The sequence below is a fragment of the Streptomyces sp. NPDC014733 genome (assembly GCF_043083385.1).
Taxonomy (GTDB): domain Bacteria; phylum Actinomycetota; class Actinomycetes; order Streptomycetales; family Streptomycetaceae; genus Streptomyces.
On record NZ_JBIBYO010000010.1, the window covers coordinates 1 to 23,413 of the forward strand.

Annotated in this window: 22 protein-coding genes and 3 pseudogenes; 4 read left to right on the plus strand and 21 right to left on the minus strand. The window is 71.0% G+C overall.

What is annotated here, in order from left to right; genetic code table 11:
- Positions 1–91: 91 nt before the first annotated feature.
- On the minus strand, positions 92–475 hold the full coding sequence (locus ACF1BH_RS21850) for a hypothetical protein (protein WP_391644582.1): 384 nt from the start codon (positions 473–475) through the stop codon (positions 92–94).
- A gap of 130 nt (positions 476–605) precedes the next feature.
- On the opposite strand from ACF1BH_RS21850, the gene ACF1BH_RS21855 reads away from it, so the two are divergent.
- Entirely contained in the window at positions 606–965 is a 360-nt protein-coding gene (locus ACF1BH_RS21855; RefSeq protein WP_391644584.1) for a hypothetical protein, read from the plus strand.
- 111 nt (positions 966–1,076) lie between these two features.
- Here ACF1BH_RS21855 and ACF1BH_RS21860 read toward each other — a convergent pair.
- The 9 genes and pseudogenes from ACF1BH_RS21860 to ACF1BH_RS21900 form a co-directional block, all read right to left on the minus strand.
- Positions 1,077–1,393, minus strand: a pseudogene (locus ACF1BH_RS21860) (SCO5918 family protein).
- Positions 1,394–1,441: 48 nt separating this feature from the next.
- Positions 1,442–1,846, minus strand: a complete 405-nt coding sequence (locus tag ACF1BH_RS21865) for a CBS domain-containing protein (RefSeq protein ID WP_391644586.1) — start codon at positions 1,844–1,846, stop codon at positions 1,442–1,444.
- A gap of 127 nt (positions 1,847–1,973) precedes the next feature.
- Positions 1,974–2,288, minus strand: a pseudogene (locus tag ACF1BH_RS21870) (ATP-dependent helicase); the annotation flags it as partial.
- A gap of 325 nt (positions 2,289–2,613) precedes the next feature.
- Positions 2,614–2,817: a cold-shock protein gene (locus tag ACF1BH_RS21875; protein WP_391644588.1), complete on the minus strand. Its 204-nt coding sequence runs from the start codon at positions 2,815–2,817 to the stop codon at positions 2,614–2,616.
- Positions 2,818–3,163: 346 nt separating this feature from the next.
- A pseudogene (locus ACF1BH_RS21880) lies at positions 3,164–3,665 on the minus strand (hemolysin III family protein); the annotation flags it as partial.
- Positions 3,666–3,715: 50 nt separating this feature from the next.
- A complete protein-coding gene (locus ACF1BH_RS21885; protein ID WP_391644590.1) occupies positions 3,716–4,048 on the minus strand; it encodes a MerR family transcriptional regulator in 333 nt (110 codons plus the stop codon).
- Between the two features lie 1,231 nt (positions 4,049–5,279).
- Positions 5,280–5,942: a pyridoxal 5'-phosphate synthase gene (locus tag ACF1BH_RS21890; RefSeq protein ID WP_391644592.1), complete on the minus strand. Its 663-nt coding sequence runs from the start codon at positions 5,940–5,942 to the stop codon at positions 5,280–5,282.
- Between the two features lie 338 nt (positions 5,943–6,280).
- Positions 6,281–7,246, minus strand: coding sequence for a trypsin-like serine protease (locus tag ACF1BH_RS21895; RefSeq protein ID WP_391644594.1), 966 nt, complete (start codon positions 7,244–7,246; stop codon positions 6,281–6,283).
- Between the two features lie 341 nt (positions 7,247–7,587).
- Entirely contained in the window at positions 7,588–8,793 is a 1,206-nt protein-coding gene (locus tag ACF1BH_RS21900) for an MFS transporter (RefSeq protein WP_391644596.1), read from the minus strand.
- A 162-nt stretch (positions 8,794–8,955) separates the two neighbouring features.
- Between ACF1BH_RS21900 and ACF1BH_RS21905 the strand changes: the two genes are divergently transcribed.
- The gene (locus ACF1BH_RS21905) at positions 8,956–9,777 is read left to right on the plus strand and encodes a helix-turn-helix domain-containing protein (protein ID WP_391644598.1); all 822 of its coding nucleotides are present in this window, start codon (positions 8,956–8,958) and stop codon (positions 9,775–9,777) included.
- Positions 9,778–9,912: 135 nt separating this feature from the next.
- Here the strand turns inward: ACF1BH_RS21905 and ACF1BH_RS21910 are convergent, their stop codons facing one another.
- The 10 genes from ACF1BH_RS21910 to ACF1BH_RS21955 all read right to left on the minus strand — a co-directional run bounded on the left by ACF1BH_RS21910 (position 9,913) and on the right by ACF1BH_RS21955 (position 18,658).
- Positions 9,913–11,022, minus strand: a complete 1,110-nt coding sequence (locus ACF1BH_RS21910; protein ID WP_391644600.1) for a zinc-binding dehydrogenase — start codon at positions 11,020–11,022, stop codon at positions 9,913–9,915.
- Positions 11,019–11,840 carry a phytanoyl-CoA dioxygenase family protein gene (locus ACF1BH_RS21915; protein ID WP_391644602.1) on the minus strand — a complete coding sequence of 274 codons (822 nt, stop codon included), beginning with the start codon at positions 11,838–11,840 and terminating at the stop codon, positions 11,019–11,021. The genes ACF1BH_RS21910 and ACF1BH_RS21915 overlap by 4 nt, the downstream gene beginning before the upstream one ends.
- Positions 11,841–11,901: 61 nt before the next feature.
- Entirely contained in the window at positions 11,902–12,636 is a 735-nt protein-coding gene (locus tag ACF1BH_RS21920) for an SDR family NAD(P)-dependent oxidoreductase (protein ID WP_391644604.1), read from the minus strand.
- 31 nt (positions 12,637–12,667) lie between these two features.
- On the minus strand, positions 12,668–13,084 hold the full coding sequence (gene panD, locus ACF1BH_RS21925) for an aspartate 1-decarboxylase (protein ID WP_391644606.1): 417 nt from the start codon (positions 13,082–13,084) through the stop codon (positions 12,668–12,670).
- A 78-nt stretch (positions 13,085–13,162) separates the two neighbouring features.
- On the minus strand, positions 13,163–13,669 hold the full coding sequence (locus tag ACF1BH_RS21930; protein WP_391644608.1) for a flavin reductase family protein: 507 nt from the start codon (positions 13,667–13,669) through the stop codon (positions 13,163–13,165).
- A 5-nt stretch (positions 13,670–13,674) separates the two neighbouring features.
- Positions 13,675–14,862 (minus strand): acyl-CoA dehydrogenase family protein, encoded by a 1,188-nt coding sequence (locus tag ACF1BH_RS21935; protein WP_391644611.1) that lies wholly within the window; start codon positions 14,860–14,862, stop codon positions 13,675–13,677.
- A 46-nt stretch (positions 14,863–14,908) separates the two neighbouring features.
- Positions 14,909–16,069 (minus strand): acyl-CoA dehydrogenase family protein, encoded by a 1,161-nt coding sequence (locus ACF1BH_RS21940; RefSeq protein WP_391644613.1) that lies wholly within the window; start codon positions 16,067–16,069, stop codon positions 14,909–14,911.
- Positions 16,066–16,329 carry an acyl carrier protein gene (locus tag ACF1BH_RS21945; protein ID WP_391644615.1) on the minus strand — a complete coding sequence of 88 codons (264 nt, stop codon included), beginning with the start codon at positions 16,327–16,329 and terminating at the stop codon, positions 16,066–16,068. The genes ACF1BH_RS21940 and ACF1BH_RS21945 overlap by 4 nt, the downstream gene beginning before the upstream one ends.
- Entirely contained in the window at positions 16,326–17,888 is a 1,563-nt protein-coding gene (locus ACF1BH_RS21950) for an amino acid adenylation domain-containing protein (RefSeq protein ID WP_391644617.1), read from the minus strand. Before ACF1BH_RS21950 ends, ACF1BH_RS21945 begins: the two co-directional genes overlap by 4 nt.
- Positions 17,885–18,658 (minus strand): alpha/beta fold hydrolase, encoded by a 774-nt coding sequence (locus ACF1BH_RS21955; RefSeq protein WP_391644619.1) that lies wholly within the window; start codon positions 18,656–18,658, stop codon positions 17,885–17,887. The genes ACF1BH_RS21950 and ACF1BH_RS21955 overlap by 4 nt, the downstream gene beginning before the upstream one ends.
- Before the next feature lie 542 nt (positions 18,659–19,200).
- Between ACF1BH_RS21955 and ACF1BH_RS21960 the strand changes: the two genes are divergently transcribed.
- Entirely contained in the window at positions 19,201–20,088 is an 888-nt protein-coding gene (locus ACF1BH_RS21960; protein WP_391644621.1) for a LysR family transcriptional regulator, read from the plus strand.
- 226 nt (positions 20,089–20,314) lie between these two features.
- Here the strand turns inward: ACF1BH_RS21960 and ACF1BH_RS21965 are convergent, their stop codons facing one another.
- Positions 20,315–20,713 (minus strand): ArsR/SmtB family transcription factor, encoded by a 399-nt coding sequence (locus ACF1BH_RS21965; RefSeq protein ID WP_391644623.1) that lies wholly within the window; start codon positions 20,711–20,713, stop codon positions 20,315–20,317.
- 110 nt (positions 20,714–20,823) lie between these two features.
- Here ACF1BH_RS21965 and ACF1BH_RS21970 point away from each other — a divergent pair, with 110 nt between their 5' ends.
- Complete coding sequence (locus ACF1BH_RS21970; protein WP_391644625.1) at positions 20,824–22,800, plus strand: heavy metal translocating P-type ATPase; 1,977 nt, start codon at positions 20,824–20,826, stop codon at positions 22,798–22,800.
- The last annotated feature ends 613 nt before the right edge of the window (positions 22,801–23,413 follow it).

A 23,413-nucleotide genomic window follows, 5' to 3' on the forward strand; every position in this document is an offset into this window, starting at 1 on the left:
GGCGTAGATGTCGCAATCCACACCGAGCCAGAAGGCCCTCACCCGTTCAAGCACCCCACGCGCGTGTCACCAACGTCCCGGGACAACACACCTAGCTCCGCCAGCTGACTCGGTGCCCAAGCGGTAGAAGAACCGCAGACCAAGGGCGTCGGACGGTTCCGGGATCAGGCGGGGTGTAAGTGATTTCGGTGGCGGGGCAGGTGGCGACGAGGTGACGCGGCGCGTCGCCTTCGGTGTGGTCGATGGTCAGCGCCCAGCGGAGCTTCGTGGAGGTCCAGTCAGTCAGGTAGGTGCAGCGAGCTTCGGCGGCCGGCGGCATCCACTGGGCGGGATCCTGGTCGGCTTTGATCCGGTTGGTCTTGGCGGTGACGGTGGCCAGGGAGCGGGGGGCGTCGAGGTCGTTGGCGCAGGCCTGGCGGCGGGCGGCGCTCCACCGGGAGGCGCCCAAGTCCCAGGCTTCGGCGAGCGGGACCATGTGGTCGATGTCGCTGGGCGATGAAGGAACAGTGTGGTCCGTGCCGCCCCCGCCTGGGCAGTTCGAGCTTGCATGTCGCAGCAGCGCCCCCGCTCAGGCCGACCGGCGGCGTTGATTAGAATCGCTTCTCATGTCGAAGCCTGACGAACTGCTGGTTGATGTCGCGGCCTTGGTGGAGTCCGGACGCAGCAACCAGATGACTCTGACTGTGGTCGCCGGTGGTGCTGTCATCACGGGTCGGTTGGCTCCCGAAGCTGTCTGGAGGCAGCGGGTGTCCGAGGTCCTGGCGGACTCGGCCCGTCTCAATGAATTCTCAGCCGCCTTCACCACTACGACGTGTGAGAAGAAGGCGCCCACGCATCTGCATTTCCATGTGGCGCGGATTCTGCAGGGCAGGGTGGGGATCCCGGAGACAGGCGGGATGTACCGCGTGGCGATCGATGACGTCAGCGCTTGGACCGTGGGCGACTTCAGCTACTCCGACCAGTGAGATACGACGCTGCGCGTTGACGGACCGCGCGGCAACGCGGTGAGGGTCCGACCGGCAGGGGCCGGTCGGACCCTCACTGTTGTTCTGGTAGCGGCTCGCGCCGCTCGTCGGTCAGACGGCGGCAGGGGCGCCGAGCATCGCGGAAGCCTGCTGGAACGGTCTGCGGACACGCGTGGGCGCGGCGGTCCGGCGGAGGCCGGGGCAGGTGAAGCCGAGCTGAGTCATGGCCCGGAGAACTTCACCGGCGCCGAAATCGCGGCGGTCCTGGCGCGTGATGGCCTGCCCGACCTGCTTGACCGGGTAGATGCGGCGGCCGGTGTTCACGGACTCGCCGATGACCTGTTCGGGCTTGATGCCCTTCATGGATTCCAGGACGCCGCTCTTGGTGAGGTGAGGTCGAACAGGAAGCGGGCGATGACACAGCGCATGATGCCTCACAGAGAGAAGAAGGGGTGGCTCTACCGCGGTGAGGCAGTTCAGTGGGCAAGGGCGTGGACGCCCCGAGCGCCGTCCTGGTCTTCGACGACCGGCAGGGCAGCGAGCCGGCGGCCCAGGGCTGCGTGCTCGGCTTCGGCAGTCGTGGCCAGGGGCGAGGTGAACGGCCCACTGCCGCCGAGGATGTCGCGCAGTTGGACCCGGTCCGTGTACGCGGGGCTGTCACGGACTGCGGTGAGCTGGACCTGGGTGACCAGGTGGGCGCACAGGCCGTCGTTGTCGCAGACGAACAGGTGCCCGGTGCGGGCGCCGGCCATGACGGACAGAGCGACTTCGATGATCATGTCGTCGCAGACCTGCAGTGCGTCTGCGTCCATGACGTCCGCCGCAGTCGTGGGTGCGGGGGTGACATTCGTCGAGCGGGGCTGCATCTGAACCAGCGTCAAAAGGTGCCTCCTGCAGTGATGGGCCAGTTTAGTGATCACGAGGTTTCTAGGACGCCGCCGCGTCGAAGGAGGTCTGCCGCACGGTCCTGCGCCGGGCAGCCGAGGCGGGGCTGCGCCGGCCGCGTGAGGTCGCGCCCTGGATCGGGAGCGGGACGCTCATGCCCTGCGCGGTCAACGCGGCCAGTAACTGGGTGGGCATGTCGGGCTCGGCGAACGCCCCGTCCGCGGGCAGTGCGGGAGTGATCGTCTTCGGCAGGGCGAACTCGCCCGAGGCCTCGGCGGACCGCCGCCCCTGGCCGCCCGAGCGGCTCCGGCCCCCGGAACGGCTCGGAACGGGCGAGCCGAAGCGACTGCCCCGGCCCGAACCGGCGCCGGAACCGAAAGCGGGGCCGCCGGTGCGGCGGGTCCGGGAGGCGCAGTCGTTCGTACGTGTGGGATTTATTCGAGAACCTTCCTCGATACGGCATGCATCAAGGAATTCCCGCAGCGGAAGAAAAGTGCGGAGAATCGCAAGAAGGGGCCGAAATGAAAGGCGAAAGCAAAGCTGCCATGCAGTGAATCCGGTGCGGGAGGCAGACGGTGAAATGGGTGACGCCAGATGGGTGTGAGATCCCGGACGTCGATGAATGCGGCCCGGGGAAGGCGTGCCCCCCTGGAGAAGAGCTGGGGACGGTTCGTCCCACAGGTGGCGTCATTGAGGGAAGTGCCCGTAGCTGGGCCCCGCACCCCGAGGGATGCGGGGCCCAGCTACGAAGTGCGCGTCAGCGTCAGGCGGGAACAATGTTCTCGGCCGTCGGGCCCTTCTGGCCCGATGCGATGTCGAAGGTGACCCTCTGGCCTTCGAGCAGCTCACGGAAACCGTCGGCGGCGATGTTGGAGAAGTGGGCGAACACGTCAGCACCTCCACCGTCCTGCTCGATGAAGCCGAAACCCTTGGCCGCGTTGAACCACTTCACAGTGCCAGACGCCATGTCATATCTCCTCGTGGGGCAGTACGTCGGCACCCGCAATCCACGGATACCGGGTCGCTGCGATGATGCCCCGCCCGGAGAACAACCGGAAATTCAAAACGCTTCTCGCGGCTAAATGCGGGCGTAAGCGTGGAAGTTTTTGGGAACCACAACTGCAACTGAGATCGACACTAGCACGCGGAAACGGTGCGCGTCCGGTCGCTGACGGCACTCTGCTTGCGTCGGTAGAAACACTCTTCACGCGGCACGCTAAACCCTCATCCGGCCGCAATAGATTGGCGAGTAACAGTGAACGTCTTTTACGGCGCACTGCGGGCTCGGCCGTCGCTGGTCATGTAGCTCCCAGGAAGACGCGGAACGCGATACCGGCCGTGGCTCCGCCCCACACCAAGGCCAGCAGAATCCGCTGCTGGCCCGCGGGCAACAGCAGTACTGCCAGGGGTGTGTACGTACCGGCGATGATCAGGAAGATGTTCGCGTGGCCCAGCCGCCGCAGGACGGCCTCCCCGCGCGGGCCCCATGTCCCACGGTGGTAGAGCGCACTAGTACCGAACAGCAGGCAGACCGACAGTGCGTACACCGAGCAGGCGACGACTGCCGCCGCGGAGCGGGCAAGGGTGATCAGGACGATGCCGCCGGCCAGCCCGAGGGGGAACACTCCGGCGTGCAGCCAGCCCCGCATCCTCGGCTTCAGCGCAGCCGCCGCGCGCTGAAGGGCGTCATCCGGGGCGGCACCTGTCGGCCGGCCGGGCGGGCGGAGGCGCATCAACCTCCGGAGCGCGGTGGGTGCCGGAAAGGTGCTGGGGTTGGCGGCTGGGTGCCGCCGGATGGGTGTTTTCAGCAGTCATGTGCTCATGCGGGGAATCGGCGGACGGAGGTAGGTTGCCGCGATGGCAGGTCAGTCGCCGGTTGCGGGCTGGGACGCGGCGCGGCGGTACTCGGCGTTGATGCGCTGGGCTTCTTCGAGCTGGTCTTCGAGGATGACGATGCGGCAGGCGGCCTCGATGGGTGTGCCCTGGTCGACGAGTTCCCGGGCGCGGGCGGCGATGCGCAGCTGGTAGCGGGAGTAGCGCCGGTGTCCGCCCTCGGAACGCAGCGGGGTGATGAGTCGGGCTTCGCCGACGGCGCGGAGGAAGCCCTGCGTGGTGCCGAGCATCTCGGCGGCCCGGCCCATGGTGTAGGCGGGATAGTCGTCGTCATCAAGACGGTCGAAGGATTCGCCTGCTGTCATGTACACCTCTCTGGAACGCGTGGAGAGGCCCGGGTGCCGTACGGCACCCGGGCCTCGAAGGAACTGCTACACCATCTACCGGCCCTGGTACTGCGCCGGCCTTCTGTTTCCGCCGACCCGACCTGAATACTGCCGGGGGTGCGGGGATCGCGGTTGCTTGACCGGAGACCACCTCACTATCGATGTCCTGCGGTACCCGGGCTCACGACTTCCACCCGGGCGATCCTGATGGCGCCTGCTCCTCCGTTCTTCCCTCTGGGATCAATCACTCTCTACTGCTGACAGTGCCATCCTGCGCACTGCCGGTGGCCTGTGACAGCACCACCCTTCGGCAGCCAGCCCCGTTGCCCGTCCTGCATCTGCTCTGGCTTAGAGCCCCACTGCCGAACCCCCGGTGCGCGCGTCCGCAGCCGACGCCTTCACCGAGGTACTGCTCACTCAACTTCACTGCTGGACTGCACTTACAGATACTGCGGTACTGCTCACGGCGGCCCCTGATCACTGCGGGCCACCCGGTCCGGCCGTCAGTCCCGTCGCCGTCCTGCAACAACCCTGGCTTCGGAACTCCACCACCGAACCGTCCTGCGAACTGCAACTGCGGTTAACGCTGCCCGGCAGTTCGTCTCTGCCGGGCCCTGCTGTCTCTCTGGCTACGAGAGAAACCATAACCATGCCACCACCCAATGTCTACTCCCGCCAGCATAGATTTTTGTGGCCCAGGTGGAGAGATAGTCGGCACCAGCCACAGGACGGGTGCCCGGCGGTCCCGCTACAGCCAGGCTCCCCCACTCCGACCAGGCCGGTTGCGCCAACCTCGGTGCCGCGAACACCACAGCAGCCCCCGGCCGGCCCTATCGGCGGTGCGAGGGCGACGGCTTCGGGATAGACCGCGGCGAACAGCCGCGAGGTGCTGAAGCCGACGTGGTCCTGCTTCTCCCGGTCGAAGGGGATCAGGATGTCGATGCGGTCATCCCAGGTGTCCCAGGTGCCCGAGGGCGACGGGTGCCCGTCCGGGGACCAGATGGGTGCGCAGAGCATGAGGGCGGTCAGGACGGCGTCGTAGGTGGCGGCACCGGCGGCCTGCCGGGAACGCCCTGGTGGGTGTACCGCTGAGCGACACTCTGGGCATCGGCAGCTCCGCCTCACTTCGCAGAAGGTGATCGCGGCCTGGCCGGGATGCCCGTTACCGCTTTCGTGGAGCAATCGTCAATAGTTGTGGATCGGACAGGAATCAGGGCCACAGCATCTGCTTGGTCCACCCGTCGGGTGAAGACAGGTAGACGAGCCGGGTGTGGCGGCGCTGCTTGTCGCCTTGCCAGAATTCCACCGACTCCGGGCGCACTGAGTACAGCGTCCAACCTGGCGCCACGAGGTCCGGCTCGCTCTTGATCCGCGTGAGCGATGCCTCCACCTGCGCATCCCTCTCGGCCAGATCCGCGAGCGGTTGCGATTGCCGACCGAGCAGGGCTTCCGCCCGTGCCCCCGCGCCCCGGGCGAGGAAATCCGCAGCGCACAGTTCAGGGGTCTCTCGCACAACCGGGCCGCGCACCCGGACCTGGCGGGCAAGCGGTGCCCAGTAGAAGGTCAGCGCCGCATAGGGGCGGGCAGCGAGGTCGCGGCCCTTGAGGCTGCTCGCGTCCGAGGCGAACTGCCAGCCCTCGGGGCTCACGTCCTTGAGGATGAGTACGCGGGCGGTTGGATCACCGCTGGCGTCCGCCGTGGCCAGCGTCATGGCATGCGGCTCCTGCACCCCGGCGCTCAACGCCTTGAGCAACCACTCGGTGAACAGCTCGAACGGCGTGTCTGGCGCAATCGATGGGTCGAACCCGGGAAGCTCGCCGGCGAAGACCTCGATGTCCCGCAGCGTCTGACGCAGGTTGACCGCACCGGTCACGTTCCACTCCCTCAGCCGTGATCACTCAATTCGAACTGAACCTATCAACCTGCCCAATTCATAAGCTGATTGAGGTTGATCATGCCGCTGCAGCGCCAGGGCGTTCGACAAGGTGGCCGTTTTCGAAGCGAGCTCCGGCACGGACGAGGGCGACGAGGTGGGGTGCGGTGACCGCGCGCCAGCGGGCCTGGGCGGATGTTCACGGGAAACGACGGCAGTGCCGTGTCGTCCAGGGGCGGGGCGCGGTGTGCTCTTCGGGGGGGTGAGCGTGCAGGAGGCGGCGGAGGACGGCGGCCCCTCGGTGAGGGAGCCGCCGTCTTGGGGTGCGGCGGGTGCGCTCAGGCGGTGTGGCAGGTTTTGCGGTGGCGTATGGCGAGGGTGGTGCCGCCACCGGCGGCGAGCAGCACGGCGGCCATGCCGGCCATCGCCGCGGTGTTGTCGTCCGTGCCGGTCTCGGCGAGGTCGGATGCCTTGGCCGTAATCGACGGAGCGCGGTGGGTCTTCATGGTCTTGTCGATCCAGCCCGCGTAGGCGGGTGCGCTGGTGTAGAGGCCGGGGCCCTGCGAGCACGGCACGTCCGGGGCGCCGGGCCCCGAGGTGACGCCGATCAGCTCCCAGCGGCCGTTCCGGCCCTTTTGGACCTGCGGTCCGCCGGAGTCCCCGAAGCACGCCATGGCCTTGGGCACGGTGGTGATCGTGCACAGCCGGGTCCGGTCCGCGTAGCCGGGCGCGCACTCGGACACGGCGCCCCTGCGGGTGTTCAGCTCCTGGAGCCGGTCCGGGAACGCGAACTCGGTGTCGACGGTGGTGCCGAAGCCCAGGAGCCGGGTCGGCGTGCCGGGCCGCCCGGCCCGTTCGGCGATCTTGACGGGTTGCTGGGCGACCGGGCGGTCCAGGCGTATCAGGGCGATGTCGTTCTTGTTGGCGGCCTTGTTGTCGCCGTTCACATAGCCGGGGTGGACGAAGGTCCGGTCGATCTTCCGGACGGTGCCGCCGGACTTGCGGTGGTCGCTGCCGACCCGCACGATGCCGTCCAGCTTGAGCCCCTCAACCTTTATGCAGTGGGCTGCCGTCAGCACCCACTGCTGAGCGATCAGTGACGCCCCACAGTTCCCGTCGATCAGCCCCTGGTCCGGGGCCGACTCCGGGATGGTCGCCATGAACGGGTAGCTCTCGGTGGAGTCCGACCCGTTGACGATGGCTCCCGCGCTGCCGGCCATGACGGTGACGCAGGCCCCAACGGCGAGCGCGCCGACGGCAGCGGTGCGGGCGGTACTGCGACGCAGTGGCTTGAAGCTGAACACAGGAGTTCCCTTTTTGCTTGGTGGATCCGTATACCTTCAGCCTCGTTGCCCGACGCCTGCCGGACCATCCGGGCAGCGGGCCAGTCGATGGTGGGGCCAGCCCCCTCCGGACCGGGGAAAACCCGGCGCCCGGAGTGTCACCATGCACCGCTTCCTTCATACGTCGTTGCAGACAGCGGGGACGTGACAGACGGTGGTTGCCGTCGGATGTGCGCCCCTCGCACTCGGCCGCAGCCACGGAGGCTGTTCTTCCAGAGACCGCAAGAGGGCGCCTGACCGGGGAGATTCCCGTCAGGCGCCCTCTTCGGGCTGTCGCTCGATCCCCGGCGGGCGGGCGGCGTTCAGTTCCGGTAGCGGGCGCGGCCCACCGCCGCGGCGACCGTGAGCGGGAGCGTCAGGAGCGCGGCCGTCAGGAACATCCCCCGGTAGGCGTGGTGCTCGGCCGGCAGGGCGGCGAGGGCGCTGGCCAGCGCGCTGCCGACGTACAGCGCCAGGCCGAACATCGCCACCCCGGTGGCGCGGGCCGTCGGGGAGAGGAGCGTGGCCCAGGACTGGATCGTGGAATGCATGAACGACCAGCCGCCGCCGAGCAGCAGGGCGCACCCCACCAGCGCGGGCACCGACGTACTGGCCGCGGCGAGGCCGAAGGCCACCAGCATCTGCGCCCCGCCGGCCACGATCAGCCACACCGGCGTCCAGCGCCCCACCAGCCGCTTGACGCCCTGCGCCGCGGCCATCGAACCCACTCCGTAGAGCGCGGACACCGCACCGGCCAGCGTCGCCGAGGCCCCCTGGGCCTCCAGCGCCGGCGCCACATAGGTCAAGAATCCCAGCAGTACGGCGCCTTCGAGCATCGCGACGGCCATCACGTACCACTGCCAGCGGGAGCGCAGCACGACCCGGAACGGGGCGAGCAGCGCACCGGACGCCTCACGCGGCGGCTCCGGCAGCCGGCGCAGGGCGACGGTCAGACCGGCGGCGATCAGGCCCGGCAGGGCGAAGACCAGGCGCCAGCTGACGTAGTGGGCCAGCGCCCCGGCGATGACGGTCGCCACGGCGGTGCCCAGTGCGAACGCGGTCATCAGCTCGCTGAGCGGGCGCTGGCGGACCGCGGCGGGCACGGTGTCCCCGACATAGGTGATGGACGCGGCGATGGACGCGGCGAAGAACGCTCCGGCCGCCACCCGGGCCACGATCAGCACCGTCGGGTCGGGTGCCAGTACCGAGGCGAATGCGGCGACGGCGGCCCCGGCCAGCGAGATCCGCATCACCCGCACCCGCCCCAGCCGGTCGCTCGCCAGGCCCCAGACCGGCTGCATCAGACCGTACGCGAGGAAGTAGCCGCTGGCCGCGAGCATCACCGTGGGCAGCGGGGCGCTGAGCTGGGCGCCGATGAGCATCACCATGGGCGTGATGCAGAAGCGGTCGAAGTTGCTCACGAAACCGGCGGTCCGCAGCAGGCGCAGCGCGGCGGCAGGCATCGGCGGGGCGGTCGCGCCGACGGGCGACGTGGCGGCGGTGGCCGGGGGTGAGTCGGTGGTGTCCATGGGGCTCCTTGTGTCCGTGCCTGCCGGTGCTCTCGGCCCGGCGTCCACCAGCCCATCACCATGAACTCACCGCGTGGTCCCGCAACCTATTACCCTTGCTCACACCCTGCGGGCACGGTGTTCCGCCCCGGGGCGGCCGACGGCGGGGGAAGGAGCCGGCGCGTGCACGGCAACCAGTCCGGCGGACCGCGCCGCGAACTCGGCGCGTTCTTACGCTCCCGCCGTGAGCGGCTGGCGCCCGCCGATGTGGGGCTGCCCGGCTCGCCCCGGCGCCGTACCCCCGGGCTGCGGCGCGAGGAGGTCGCGGAGCTGGCCGGGGTCAGCAGCTCCTGGTACGCCTGGTTGGAACAGGGCCGGGTGCGGACCTCGGAACAGGTGCTGCGGTCGGTGGCGCGGGCGCTGCGGCTGAACGCCGACGAGACCGCGCACGTGCTGTCGTTCGTGGCGCACCCCCCGCGGCCCGGGCGTCCGCCCGGATGGGTGTCGCGCAATCTGCTGTCGCTGGTGGATTCGCTGACGCCGAATCCCGCGGCGGTGCTCGACCCGCACTGGGACCTGCTGGCCTGGAACGCGGGGTACAGCGCGCTCCTCACCGACCTGGCGCGGCTCGCGCCCAAGCAGCGCAATCTGCTGTGGCTGGTCTTCCGCTGGCAGCCCGCCCGTACGCTGCTGGCCAGTTGGGAGCCGGAGGCGCGGAGTCTGCTGGGCCAGTTCCGGGCGCAGGCGGCGCGGCATCCGGAGGACGGCAGGTACGCCGAGGTCGCCGAGGAACTGCTGGCCGACCCGGACGCCGCCCGCTGGTACGGCCGCCGGGAGACCTCGGCGTTCCACCCCGCCGTACGGCATTTCCGGCATCCGGTCGCCGGGGATCTGCGGCTGCGCTACGTCAAGCTCGCCGCCGTGGACGAGCCGGGCCACCATTTGCTGGCCTATCTCCCAGACGACCCGGCGACGGAGAAGGCCCTGCGGGCGCTCACCGCCTGACCGGGCGCCCGGACGGCCCGCCGTGCGGGCGGGCGGACAGGCACGACGGCCCGGCCGCGGCGGCGCGCCACGGCCGGGCCGTCCTCTGCGGCAGGCGCCGGTGTCAGGGCCCGCGCGGTGCCCGGACGTCCGGCGTCAGGACGTCAGCACCGCCTTCATCACCGATCCGTCGGCGACCGCGGCGAGGGCGGCGGCATGCTCCTCCAGCGGGAACGCCGTCACCAGCCCCGCCAGACCGAACCGGGCGGTGAGGGCCGGCAGGAGGCGGACGTACTCGACGAGATGGGCGCCGGTGAACGCCCAGGAGCCGACGACGTCGAGTTGCCGGTGGACGATCTGGTGCGGGTTGATCAGCGTGTCCCCGGCGTCCGTGTACTGCCCGATGATCAGGTAACTGCCGCCCCGGCGGGCCAGGGTGAGGCCCTGGCCGACGGCGGCGGGCACCCCGGCGCACTCGATGACCAGATCGGCTCCGTCCCCGCCGGTGGCCTCCCGCACCTGCCGCAGGACCGCCTCGGGGTCGGCGGCGCCGGCGATGTCCAGATGGACGTCGCCGATACCGGCCGCGCGGGCCCGGTCCAGCCGGGCGGCCGGGCCGCCCACGACGATGACCCGGGCGGCGCCGGCGAGTTGCGCGAACGCCGCCGCCGCCAGCCCGACCGGGCCGCTGCCCTGCACCACGACGGTCTCGCCGAGCCGCACCGGCCGCCGCTCGTAGAGCGCGTGGGCCACGGTGGGGCCGGCGCAGGCCAGCGACATGGCGGCGAGCGGGTCGGTGCCGTCGGGCACCTTGATCACGGTGGTGCCGGGCTGGAGCACGATGTGGTCGGCCCAGGCACCGGACAGCTCCGGACCGTCGCCGAGGGCGCGGTTGACGCCGTAGGTCCGGCGCCGCTCGCACAGGGTCGGCTCGCGGTGCAGCCGGCAGGGCGGGCAGACGCCGCAGGCGATGGAGGAGGCCCACATCACCGTGTCGCCGACCGCGAGCGGCGCCCCGGCGGCGTCGTGGTGGGTGCCTTCGCCCACCTCCCGCACCACACCGAGCCCCTCGTGTCCGAGGGTCAGCGGCACGGGGATGTCCAAGTGCCCCTGTTGCAGGTGCAGATCGGTACCGCAGACGCCGCCGTATCCGCAGGCGACGACCAGTCCGCCGACGGGGGCCTGCGGCAGCGGGAACTCCCGCAGTCGCAGCGGCTCGCCGAACTCCTCCAGGACGACGGCGCGTCCGGTGCGTCGTGTCGTCATGCCGCCACCGTGCCCAGGGTGTGGGAGAACGGCGCCGCCAGCGGGCGCAGCGGCTCGGTGTCACGGCACACGACGTACTCCGGCCGGGGCTCGCCCTCGGGCCGCGGCAGATTGCCGCAGTCGTTGTAGGTGGCGATCAGCAGCCGGCGGGTGAACGGCGACATGTTGGGCGCCGAGCCGTGCATGATCTCCGGGGAGAACAGCACGACGGAGCCGGCCGGGCCCTTGGGGCTCGTCATGCCGTAGCGGTCGACGTGCTCGGTGAGCTGCTGCGGCGTCAGCGAGATGTCGTCGGGGTCGAGGTGCTGCGCGGACCTGGCGGCGGCCGAGCGGTCCTCGTGGACGAGTCCCTGGCGGTGCGAGCCGGGCAGGAAGATGACCGGGCCGTTGAACTCGGTGACGTCGTCGAGGAAGACCCCGATGTTGATCTGGCGCGGGGCGGGCAGGCCGTCGGCGAGGCGCCAGGCGAGGTAGTCCTGGTGCCAGGCCCACTTGTCGCCGCCGAACGCCGGCTTGGCGTTGATCTTGAACTGGTAGACGTAGACGTCGTCGGTGAGCAGCTGCCGGACGGGCTCCAGGATGCGCGGGTCGCGGATCAGGCCCGCGCATTCCGGCTGCCGCTGGTGCGAGGCGTAGACGGCGCGTACCTCCGTCCCGCCGTCCTCGGCCACCACCTGCGGGCCGGGCACCTTCGCATCGCGTGCGAAGGCGGCGCGCAACATCTCCACCTCCTGTGTGTCGAGGAGGGAGTCGAGCATCACGAACCCGTGCGTGTGGTACTGCTCGGCCTGTTGCTGGGTCAGTCGCATGAGCTTCATCTCCTGAACGGTGCGGGAATCTGTCGGGACGGACCGGTGGGGGTGCGTGTACCGGGGCGGGTCACCCCATGAAGTGGCCGCCGTCGACGATGAGTTGCTGTCCGGTGACATAGCGGCTGCGTGCGGTCACCAGGAATTCGAGGGCGTCGGCCATGTCCTCGGCCGTACCGAGCCGGTGGCCCGGGATGGCGTCCAGGACGGCGGCCCGCCGCTCCGGGTCGTCGAGGCGGTAGCGCTCGGTGACCTCTTCGGTGTCGGTGAATCCGGGCAGCAGGGCGTTCACCCTGATGTGCGGGGCGAGCTCCAGGGCCAGGCACTTGGTGAGCTGGAGCAGGCCCGCCTTGCTGGCGCAGTAGTTGGCGCCGTTCGCCCGGGGCCGGATCGCCGTGGTGGAGGCGACGTTGACGATGCTGCCGCCGCCCGCCTCCGCCATCGCGGGTGCCAGGGCCTGACTGAGGTGGAAGGGGCCGGAGAGGTTGGTGGCCAACACCGTGTCCCAGTCCTCGGCGGTCATCGACAGGAACGGCCGGTCACGGTTGACCCCGGCGTTGTTGACGAGCACGGACGGCGCACCGTAGTCGCCGGTGATCCGGTCGCGGACCGTCCGGATCTCCTCGGGCCGGGCGAGATCACAGCGCAGCGCCTCGATCCGGCCCCGGCCCGCCGCCGCGGTCTGCCGCGCCGCGGTGTCGTCACCGCGGTAGAGGGCGATCACCCGGTGCCCGAGGGCGGCGAGCCGGAGGCTCAGCGCCCGTCCGATACCGCGGGTGCCGCCGCTGACCACTGAGATCGTCATGACATCTCCCTGCCGTGGCCTCGGTGGGCGATCAGTTGGCGACGAGGTCGCCGCGCTTGAGGCCCGAGCCCTCGGGCACCTCGGCCGGGTCGCCGCCCAGCCCCGCAACGGCGTTGTGCTCGTCGACGAAGACCACGTGAGGGACGAAGGAGACGGCCTCGGCGTCCGTCATGGCGGCGTAGGCGATGAGGATGACGAGGTCACCCGGGCTGATGAGCCGGGCCGCGGCGCCGTTGATGCCGATGACGCCGGAGCCGGCCGGGCCCTCGATGACGTACGTGGACAGCCGGGCGCCGTTGTCGATGTCGACGATGTCGACCTTCTCCCCGGCCATCAGGTTCGCGGCCTTCATCAGATCGGAGTCGACGGTCACCGATCCGACGTAGTGCAGATCGGCCTGGGTGACGGTGGCGCGGTGGATCTTCGACTTCATCAGGGTGCGGTACATGGGCATTCCTCGTCTGTCGGGTGGGTGCGGTGGGGTGGCACGGTCACGGGTGGGACCGGCCGGTGGGACACGGCCGGGTCAGACCGGCCAGGTGGCGTAGCGGCGCATGCCGTACAGCAGCGGCGCCGCGTCGGTGGCCGGGGTGTGCGTCTGGATGTGCACCACCTCGCCGATCACCACGGTGTGATCGCCGGCCGGGGTGAGCCGGGTGACGTGGCACTCCGCGGTGGCGTGCGCGTCCTGCGGCAGCGCCGGCAGGCCGGTGACCGGCGCGGGCTCCCAGGGCACCGTGCGGAACCGCTCGGCGGCCGGACCGGCGAACGCCGCGGCGGCGCGGCGCCCGCCGCTGTGCAGGAGGTTGGCGGTGAAGCTCCCGCGGGCGGCGAGGACCGGGAGGGTGCTCCCGTTGTTGCCCGCGCACACCAGCAGCTGCGGCGGGGCGAGGGAGACCGAGCACAGGGCCGTGCAGGTGAAGCCGTACGGGTTTCCCCCGGCGTCGGCGGTGGTGATGACGGCGACGCCACCGGGGTGGGAGCCCATCAGCTCCCGGAACGCGTCGCGGGCCACCGTGGGTGCGTCCTGCACGGGGGTCACCATGTGAAGGCCCGGGCGTCGTAGAGGTTCACGCCGACGGCGGACTTGCCCAGGTATTCCAGGCACTCCTGCGGCTTGGCGGGCATCACATGGGCGAACTGGACCTCGCGGATCAGCCGCTCCAGCGGGTGCCCGGGGCTGACGGCGGCCGACCCGCACAGCCGCAGCGCGTCCTGGGCGAGCTGCGGGCCGGTCTCGCCGACGACGTACTTGGCGGCGTGCACCATGGCGTTGGCCTCCAGGCTGCCGCGCTGGGCGGTGACGAGGTCACCGGCCTCGTGCACCAGTGCGCGGGCGGCCCACAGCCGGGCGGCCATCCTGCCCAGCTCCTGCTGGACGACGGGTGAGTCGGCGCGGGTGGCGGAGGCGGTGACATGGTCGACGGTGCGCTGGAAGAGGGCCTCGGCGATACCGAGGTAGGCGCCGGTGTAGCCGGCGATCATCCAGTGCGGTTCGCGGACGACCTTGAACAGGGACATGCCCTCGACCCCGAGGTAGAGCCGGGAGCGGGGCACCGGGACCTCGTCCAGCGTCATGGGGGCGGTGCTCGTGCCGTACATCGCCGACATGTGCTGCACGGCGTCGAAGCTGACGCCGGGGTCGTCGGCGGCGACGACGAAGTGCGAGACCTCACCGGTGTCCTCGGCGCTGTCGGCGGCGGCCGCGACGACGAAGTAGTCGGCGACGCCGGCCAGCGACACGAAGGACTTCTTGCCGCTCAGTATGTAGTGCGTGCCGTCGTCGGAAAGGCGGTAACGGGTCTGCATGCCGCGGAGTTTGGCGCCACGACCGGCCTCGGAGGTGGCGGAGGCGAACAGTTTGCGCCCGTTCACGACCTCGTCCAGCATCCAGGCGCGGAACGTCTCGGCCGCCGGGGGAAGCGACGTTCCGCCGGCGTCGGCCAGCGCCCCCATGACGACGTGGTGCATGTTGAAGCCGAGGGCGGCGGCGCCGTTGTGCCGGGCGAGTTCGGCCAGCACCCGCCAGTAGTCGCCGAAGCCGAGGCCCGCGCCGCCCGCTTCCTGCGGGACGAGCAGGGCGAGCAGACCGGACTCGCGCAGCACGCGGTAGGTCTCGTGGCCGTTGTCACGGCCGGCGTCGGTGTCGGTGGCGAGCGGGGCGAGGCGGGCGCCGGTCTCCGCGGCGAGTTTGAGGAGGTCATCGAGTTGGGTCGGCAGCGTCATCACTATTCCTTCAGGTCGGTGGTCGGCCGGCCGGTTTCCCGGCCGGTCAGTTCTCGACGGGGAGGCCGAGTTGGCGGGCGACGCCCACCCGCAGCAGGTCGTTCGGGCCGGCGTAGGTGAGGGCGGCCATGGGCCCGGCCAGATCGGCGGCGAGGTCGAAGCCGGGGAGGAAGGCACGGACTCCGGCGAGCGCGGTGGCGTGCTCGGTCAGCCGTACGTAGTCCTCGGATACGGAGATCTTGGTGAGCGCGGCCTCGGCGGCCAGCTGCCGGGCGGGCACCCCGGCGTCGAGCCGGGCGGCCATCGCGTAGAGCTGGACGCGGGAGCGGTGCAGCGCCATCGCCATGTCACTGACCCGGCCCGCGACCTGGTGGCTCGCGCCCATGCGGCGGCCGAAGTGGTCGCGGTCCGCGGCCCAGTCGACGGTACGGGTCACGAGGCGCTGTATCGGGCCGAGGGCGTAGCCGAGGATGACGGAACGCTCCCAGGCGGTGGTGGAGGCCATCACCGCCAGCCCGGACCCCTCGTCGCCGAGGAGCGCGCCGGCCGGGAGCCGGACCCCCTCGAAGAGGAGTTCTCCCATCGGCACGGTGGGCAGGGCGGTCTTGGTGAAGGACTCGCCGCGGCGGATCCCCGGCAGGTCCAGCGGGAGGAGGAAGGCGGAGAGCGCGAACGGTGAGCGTCCCTCGGCGGTGCGGGCGAAGACGATCGCCCGGTCGGCCACGGGGGCGGCGGTGATGAAGGTCTTGGCGCCGTCGAGCACGAAGCCGTCGCCCTCGCGCCGGGCGCGGGTCTCCATGGAGAACGGGTCGCTGCCGCCGCCGCGTTCGGTCAGTGCGTGGCACAGCAGCACCCGCCCCTGCTGGACCTCCTCGACCGCCCGCCAGGCGCCGTCGCCGACGGCGTCCCGCAGGGGGAACTGCATGCCGAAGAGCTGCGAGGCCAGCGCGTAGCACAGCCCCGGGTCCGCGCCGGCCAGACCGATGCCCTCGATCACCGCCAGCGAGCGGGTGACCGGGCCGGGTGCCGTGGCGTCCGGCGCGGCGAGCCGGAGCACCCCGAGGTCGGCCATGGCCCGCCACTGGGTGAGGAAGTCCGCGTCCGCGAGCCGCGCCACCACCGGTGCCGCCAGGTCCCGGTACGTGTCGACGATCTCCTCGGTGTGCGGGGCGCCGGTGCGCAGGACCGCGGTGGCCGCCGCCCTCATTTGCGGCCCTCGCCGGCGAGGTTTTCGATGGCGGCCCAAAGGGCCTTGGGACTGCGGAAGTTGGCCGCGACGATCTCCGTGTCGGGCAGGCGGATCCCGGCTTCCTTGTCCAGCGCCGCGACGATCTCCATGATCGCCAGCGAGTCGACCAGGCCCATTTCGAGCAGCGGGGTGTCGGCGTTCAGCGAACCGGCGTCCTCGCCGCGCCCCCAGGTGATCCGGCTGCCGACGAGGGTGCAGAGTTCTTCGACGCTGTTCATACGGTGATCTCCTCGTGTGGTGCGGGGGCATCGGCGTCGCGCAGCGCGCGGCGGTCGACCTTCCCGCTGGTGGTGGTGGGCAGAGTGGTGAGCGGGACCACCCGGTCGGGCAGCATCCGCTGGGGCAGTACCTCGCGCAGCGCGGCCAGGACCTCCCGTTCGGTGGCACCGGTCTGTGCGTAGGCCCAGATCTGGCCGGCGTGCGGGCCGCCCTTGGCGACGACCGCGGCGGTGGCGACCTGCGGCACTTCGAGAACGGCGTTCTCCACGTCCATCAGGTCGATACGGTGGCCGCGCCGCTTGACCTGGTTGTCGCGCCGGCCACGCAGGAAGACCAGGCCGTCGGGGGTGATCCGGCCCATGTCACCGCTGGCGTAGGCGCGGCGGGCCACACCGTCGCGGAAGGTGACGTGGACGGTGGGGTCGCTCGGTTCGTCACCGCGCAGATAGCCCTGGAAGACGGTGGGGCCGGCGATGTGGATCTCCCCCGGGCCGTCGGTGGGCCGGCCGTCCTCGTCGAGCACGTCGATGAGGACGCCGCCGATGCCGCGGCCGATGGGCATCTCCTGGTCGGCGGTCCAGTCGGGCGGCACCCGGTAGTAGGTGCAGGCGTTGGTCTCGGTGGGCCCGTAGAGGTTGTAGAAGGGGATCCCGTCGAGCACCTTCAGGTACCGCTCCAGCAGTTCCGGGGCGAACGCTTCCCCGCCGAAGGCGGCGATGCGCAGGGCCGGCGGTGGGGAGTCGGCGAAACCGCCCTGCTGGAGCATGCCGTGGTAGAGGGACGGTGCGGCCATGAAGGCGGTGATGCGCCGGTCGGCCAGCCATCCGACGACGTCCCGCGGGAAGGACCGGAGCAGATCCGGCATCAGGACCGTGCAGGCCCCCGCGGCGGCGGCGCTGAACAGGTCGAAGGTGGTCAGGTCGAAGGTGAGGGCGGCCTGGGAGCCGATCCGGTCCCGCGGGGTGAGTCCGAACTCGCCGGCGGCCCACAGTGCGTAGTGGGCGACGTTCTCGTGCGAGAGCAGGACGCCCTTGGGCCAGCCGGTGCTGCCGGAGGTGAAGAGGATGTAGCCGCCGGAATCGGTGGGCGCGGGCAGCGGCGCGGGGCGCTCCTCGGGGGTGAGGATGCGCAGCCGGTGCAGACCGTGGTCGAGGGCGCTCTCGGAGACCGGGGCCCCGTCGCGGGCGCGGGTGACGGCGCGGCGGGCCCCGGCCAGGGCCCGGTCGCAGGTCAGCAGCAGGGACAGGCCCGCGTTACGGATCATGCGGGCGGTGCGTTCCGGCGGGTCGGCGATGTCGAGCGGCGCGGTCACCGCACCGGCCCGCAGCGACGCGTACAGGGCGATGACGGTGGCCGGGGTCTTGGGTGCGTAGACGCCGACCCGGTCGCCGGGGGCGACTCCGGCGGCGGTCAGTTCCGCCGCCAGTGCGTCGACGGCGCGGTCGAGTTCGGCATACGTCCAGCTCTCGCCGTCCCCCTCCAGAGCGGTGCGCCCGGGGTGGACCTGCGCGGAGCGGGCCAGCAGGGCATCGAGGCGTACGGTGGGCCGCTCGGTCATCGGGCAGCCTCCGCGGTCGGCGTGTGCGCGGCGAGGAAGTCGCCGACGGCGTCGATGACGAGGTCGGGGCGGACCAGGTGGGGGTAGTGGTCGCAGCCCTCGGGGACCAGGCGCCGGAAGGGGCCACGCACCGCGCGCTCGGCGGCGTCGACCTGGGCGAGGGAGCCGTATTCGTCCGCGTCCCCCTGGATCACCAGCACCGGAGCGGTGACGTCGAGGTCGTCCTCGATGGACCAGCTGCGGAAGGCGGGCGAGAGCCAGACTCCGCTCCAGCGCTCGAAGACCCCCCGGGGGTCGTCGTGCACCATGGCCATCTTCCTGGCGAGCGGGCCCGCCTCGTAGGAGGCGCGGGCATTCTCGATGCCGATGCGGTTCTCGTCCTCGTAGTACAGGTGCGGGCCCATCCCCACGACGGCTTCCACGGGGTGCGCCGAGGCGTGGAGGAGTCCGATGGAGGCGCCGTCGCTGTGGCCGACGAGGACGGGGCGCCGCATGCCCAGCGCGCCGAGCAGTTCGGGCAGCACGTCCTGGGCGTGTTCGTGCATGTAGCGGGGGGTGCGGGGCAGCGGGTCGGGGCCGCTGCCGCCACTTCCGTGGCGGGAGTAGACGAGGGCGCGGCGCCCGGTGGCGGCGGCCAACAGGGCGGGAAAGCGCCCCCAGGCAGCGAGGCAGCCGAGTCCGCCGTGCAGGAAGACCAGGGGTGCCAGATCCGGGTCGCCGTCGATGACGACGTATTCGAGGGGACCGTTGCGCATATCTATTACCGGCACAGCGAAAATCCTTCTCAGTGTTGAATGGCAGCGGAACGGAATTCAGCGGAACCGGCCTTCACAGCCCTCTGCGAGCAGCGAAGATGCACCGGGGAAAAGAACGCTCGCCGGGTTCGGCGGGTCCGCGGAGAAGACATGCGGAGAAGAGAGAAAAGGTTTCGGGCAGCGGTCATCGGCGGAACGGCGAGCCGAAGTCGACGTACCGCTGGATCCGAATTATTGACTGACGCCCGGCGCCACTGTCCGGCGGCGCACGGAAATGACGCTACGAAGCCCAACCAACACGGATGACAGACCCCCGGAATGGCACCTGACGCGGTACCCTCCACCGGGCGCTCCGAAAGAACAGGCGCGCCTTTGCTTTTCCTTTAGTCAATCTTTGCGCCCTACCGGTCGATGGCGCACCCAGACTGATGATCACGACGAAACCCCCGTTGGACACATGGTCACACGCAGCGCCAGCTGTTGCCCTGCCGAGCAGGCCGGAAACCCCTTCCGCGCGGCACACCCAGAACACTAGACACCCGACCACTCCGGGAGAAATGACATTGCTGACCCACCTATACACCCAGCGAATCAATGTCGACCTACGCCATCTCCGGTGCTTTCTGGCGGTGGCCGAGGAAGGCGGCTTCACCGCCGCCGGCCGGCGCCTCCACCTCGCCCAGCCCACCCTCACCCGCACCATCAAGTCCCTTGAGGAGTCTCTCGGGGTCCAGCTCTTCGAACGCAACACCCGCAGAACGGAACTCACCGAAAAAGGGGAGAAGCTGCGGGAAAACCTCGGCCCCCTGCTCGGTCAACTCGACCGGACCCTGAAGGACTTACGGGAAGGGGAGAAACTGCGCGTCGGGTTCAGCTGGGGACTGCCCGAGGGACTGTCACGATTCGCCGCCCGGTTCGCGGAGGAGACCGGGACCGGAGTCGAGTTCGTCCGCTGCGAGATACCCCGGGCCGGGCTCGACACCGGCCAGGTGCACGTGGCTCTGCTGCGCGGCGCGCCACCGCCCAAGAACCTGCGCAGCCGCTTCCTCTATGAGGAGCCTCGCATCGCGGGCGTCCCCGCCGGCTGGGAACTGGCCGCACGCACCGAACTCGACTGGGCGGAACTCGCCGGTCTACCGCTGATCGTCAACACCGCCAGCGGCACCACCTTCCCCGACATGTGGCCCGCCGACCGCCGCCCGGCGGTGGGCGCCGAGTGCCGCAACTACGACGAGTGGCTGGAGCAGGTGGCCGCGGGCCTGGGCGTGGGCACCGCACCGATCTCCACCGCCCGCCGCTACACGCACCCTTCCGTACACCTCGTCCCCCTCACCGGCGCACCCACCGTCAGCGCCCACCTCGCCTACCCATCCCACGGCGCCCACCCGCAGGCCGCCCGCTTCGTCAACCACGCCTGGCGGGCGTCCGACGAATTGCAGACGTAGCCACCCCACCGGGCAGCCCACCCCGAGTCCGGCACCTGGGCCGCCCGATCCACCCGAATCGCTCCCCCGACCGCAGGAACCCCAGGTCACGGCCTACGTGACCTGGGGTTCCCCGATCACGACGCATGTCGCGTTCCCGACGGCGGCACCCCGGGCCAACGGGGCTGGCGCACGCGACTGTGGCGTCCGGGACGGTGGCCGGCGCTGCGGCAAGCGGCGCGGCGGCTCAGCCGCTCGGGGCGGCGGTGGGTTCGGGCTCCTGGGCGGGGAGCGCGGCGTCGCTCATGCCGAGGCGGAGGTGCTCGACGTGGTAGAGGGCCTGGTCGAGGAGTTCGGCGACGTGGTTGTCGTAGAGGGCGTAGACGACTGAGCGGCCCTTGCGGGTGCCGGTGACCAGGCCGAGGTTGCGCAGCAGTCGCAGCTGGTGGGAGCAGGCGGACTGCTCCATGCCGACCTCGGCGGCCAGCTCGGTCGCCGGCAGGGGGCCTTCGCGCAGGCGGGCGAGGATGAGCAGACGCGAGGGGGTGGCCAGGGCCTGCAGGGTGGTGGCCACCTTGGCGGCACCGGCCGCGTCCAGGCGTGTGCGCGGGACGTTGCTGGCAGGCTGTGCGGCTCCGTGACCCATGCGCCCATCGTACGCCGCACGATGAATACATGAAGTGATGTTCATCTGTTCCTGTTACGGTGAGGAGGTTGGACGCCTCCGCCGTTGTCGTGTCTCGAGGGACCGTGTCGATGTCTTCCACTCTCACCCGTCCGGTTCCGGCCGACGCCGCTCGCGAACCGGCAGCGCCCAGGCGCCGTACCCGGATCTTCGCGCTCCCCGAGGCCCGCTGGGCGGCCGCGGCGCTGGCGCTGTTCCTGATCGCGCTGCCGCTGTATCTGACCGGGGCCCCGGCCTGGACGTGGGGGCCGCTGTTCGCCCTCACCTACGCCACCGGCGGCTGGGAACCGGGCTGGGCAGGGCTTCGGACGCTGCGGGAGAAGACCCTGGATGTGGACCTGCTGATGGTCGTCGCGGCACTGGGCGCCGCGGCGATCGGGCAGGTGCTGGACGGCGCGCTGCTGATCGTCATCTTCGCCACCTCCGGCGCCCTGGAGGCGATCGCCACCGCCCGCACCGCCGATTCGGTGCGCGGCCTGCTCGATCTCGCCCCGGCGACCGCCACCCGGATCGCCGACGACGGCACCGAGGAGACGGTGCCGACCGAACGGCTCGGCGTGGGCGACATCCTCCTGGTGCGGCCCGGCGAGAGGATCGGCGCCGACGGCCGGGTGCTGGACGGGGCCGGTGAGGTCGACCAGGCCACCATCACGGGCGAGCCGCTGCCCGTGGCCAAGGAGGAGGGCGACGAGGTCTTCGCCGGAACGCTGAACGGCACCGGCGCCCTGCGGGTGAAGGTCGAACGCGACCCGTCGGACTCGGTGATCGCCCGGATCGTGGCCATGGTCGAGGAAGCCACCGAGACCAAGGCGCCCACCCAGCTGTTCATCGAGAAGGTCGAGCAGCGCTACAGCATCGGCATGGTCGCCGCCACCCTCGCCCTGTTCCTCCTCCCTCTGCTCTTCGGCGCCGCGCTGCAGTCCACGCTGCTGCGCGCCATGACCTTCATGATCGTCGCCTCGCCCTGTGCGGTCGTACTGGCCACCATGCCGCCGCTGCTCTCCGCCATCGCCAACGCCGGACGGCACGGCGTGCTGGTCAAGTCCGCGGTGGTCATGGAACGCCTCGGACAGGTCGACACGGTCGCCCTGGACAAGACCGGCACGCTGACCGAGGGCACCCCGCGCGTGACCGACGTCCGCCCCCTGGCCGCCTCCGGCCTGAGCGAGGACGAGCTGCTGCGGCTGGCGGCCGCAGCGGAACACCCCAGCGAGCACCCCCTGGCCCGCGCCGTCGTGGACGCCGCCCGCACCCGCGACCTCGACATCCCGCCGGCGGAAGGCTTCGCCTCCACCACGGGCGCCGGGGTGAGCGCCACGGTCGAAGGCCGCGTGATCGCGGTCGGCAGCCCCGCCCGCCTCCTGGACGACCACACCAGCCACCCCGCCGTCGCCGTGGCCGCGAGCCTTGAGGAAGCCGGCCGCACCGCCGTGCTGGTCACCCTCCACGGCACCCCGGCCGGGGTGCTGGGCATCGCCGACCGGCTCCGCGAGGAGGCCGCCGCCACCGTCTCCGCCCTGGGTGACCTGACGGGGACCGCCCCCGTGCTGGTCACCGGCGACAACCCCCGTGCGGCGGCCCGCCTCGCCGCTGAGGTGGGCATCACCGACGTCCGCGCGGGCCTTCTGCCGCAGGACAAGGTGAGTGCGGTGCGGGAGATGACACAGGCCGGGCGGAAGGTGCTGGTGGTCGGCGACGGTGTGAACGACGCCCCGGCGCTGGCCGCCGCCCACACCGGCATCGCCATGGGCCGCGTCGGCGCCGACCTCGCCCTGGAGACCGCCGACGCCGTCGTGGTCCGCGACGAACTGGCCACCCTCCCCACCGTCGTCCGCCTCTCCCGCCGAGCGCGCCGCCTGGTCGTACAGAACCTGGTCATCGCCGGGGTGTTCATCACCGGTCTGGTGCTCTGGGACCTGGTCGGCACGCTGCCCCTGCCGCTCGGTGTCGCAGGCCACGAGGGCTCCACCGTCCTCGTCGGTCTCAACGGCCTGCGTCTGCTGGCCGACGGCGCCTGGCGCCGCGCCCGCAGCGGCGGGGACCGGTGAGCCGTCGCGCGCGGGCCTGTGCGGCCTGCCACCGCACCGCGCGAAGGGCGGCACCGCGGTGTCAGCGCGTCAATCCGGCATCCCTGGCGCAGCGGTCCGCGCCTGCCGTCTCCCCGGACCCTTCCCACCGGCGATGAGAGCGCCCGGCGATCCGCTGACGGTGCGCGGGAGCCCCCGGACGGGTACCGGGGCGGACGTCGCCCCCTCGCCATGAGGAATTGGCCGAGCGGGGCCGCATCCCGGAGTCGCGTCATCTGCCGGGCCGTGTCCCGCCTCCGCCCGGCAGGTGAAAGTGAAACTACCTAAATCGCGATTTTGCCGCACAGGAATCGGCCGCCCCGTACAGAGAATCGCGGCGCCCGGAGCGAAGGAAATTAGCCTGCGCCATCCCTATGAAAAACCCACGGGATTCGCGACATAGCGGACGCCGGCGGTCCATTGTGCGGGGGTGTTCATCGTTACCATGGTGAATCCTGGTGAGCACCGTTACCGGTGTGGAGGCTCCGTGTGGGTTTCTCCGCAGGGAGGGGGACAGGAGCGCAGACCCGGCCCGAGCACGAGAGAACCGCAGGCCGACCGGTTTTTCTTCCTCACCGACTCCCCTGCCACGCCC